The organism is Neobacillus fumarioli NBRC 102428, assembly GCF_001591485.1.
GTDB lineage: Bacteria > Bacillota > Bacilli > Bacillales > Cytobacillaceae > Neobacillus > Neobacillus fumarioli.
Map to the genome: position 1 here is coordinate 1 of NZ_BCUZ01000255.1, position 939 is coordinate 939.

Annotated in this window: 1 protein-coding gene; it reads left to right on the forward strand. The window is 42.4% G+C overall.

Annotated elements, in window-relative coordinates; genetic code table 11:
- Positions 1-197: 197 nt before the first annotated feature.
- Positions 198-939 (forward strand): group II intron reverse transcriptase/maturase (ltrA, locus tag BFU02S_RS15960; protein WP_235842100.1); only part of this gene is annotated, 742 nt, incomplete at its 3' end.

The following is a 939-nucleotide window of genomic DNA, read 5'->3' on the forward strand; positions in this document are numbered from 1 at the left end:
TTAAGAGAGAATAGCCCTTGGCATTCAGAGGATCATGATGAACACAGAAAACGTAGTACCTCACTCGAGGAAGGAAACGGTGAATTCCGTGGGGACCTCTTGGAGGGTGGAGTGATCACTGGCATAAGAAGATAAGCTATTCACGGAAGGAAGAATAACGATGCTTGCTTTTGAATTAAATCCTGTCACGGGAAAATATGCTTCAAGCATTAAAACGAGTAGAACAGAATAAAGGAAGTCATGGAGTAGATATGATGCCCGTACAAATCCTACGACAGCACATAGTCGAAAACTGGCATTCTATTAAGGAAGCTATATTCAAAGGAACCTACGAGCCAATGCCTGTCCGAAGAGTCGAAATCCCGAAACCTGATGGCGGTGTTAGGCTACTAGGTATTCCAACCGTGACAGACCGTTTGATTCAACAAGCCATTGCCCAAGTATTATCGAAGATATATGAGACGACGTTCTCTGAACATAGTTATGGTTTCCGACCAAACCGAAGCGCACATGATGCGGTAAGGAGAGCAAAAGGTTATATCAAAGAAGGATACAGATGGGTTGTAGATATGGACTTGGAGAAATTCTTTGATAAAGTCAACCATGATAGACTCATGCGTACACTAGCGAAGAAAATTAAGGACAAACCACTATTAAAGCTCATCCGTAAATATTTGAAGGCGGGCGTCATGATGAACGGGGTTATTTCAAGTACAGAGGAAGGAACACCACAAGGTGGACCACTGAGTCCATTACTTTCTAACATAGTTCTTGACGAACTAGATAAAGAGTTAGAAAGCAGGGGACATCAATTCGTTCGTTACGCCGACGACTGTAATGTGTACGTAAAATCAAAACGGGCAGGAGAACGAACAATGGCAAGCATTCAACGATTTATCGAAAAGAAACTTCGATTGAAAGTGAATGAGAAGAAGACGG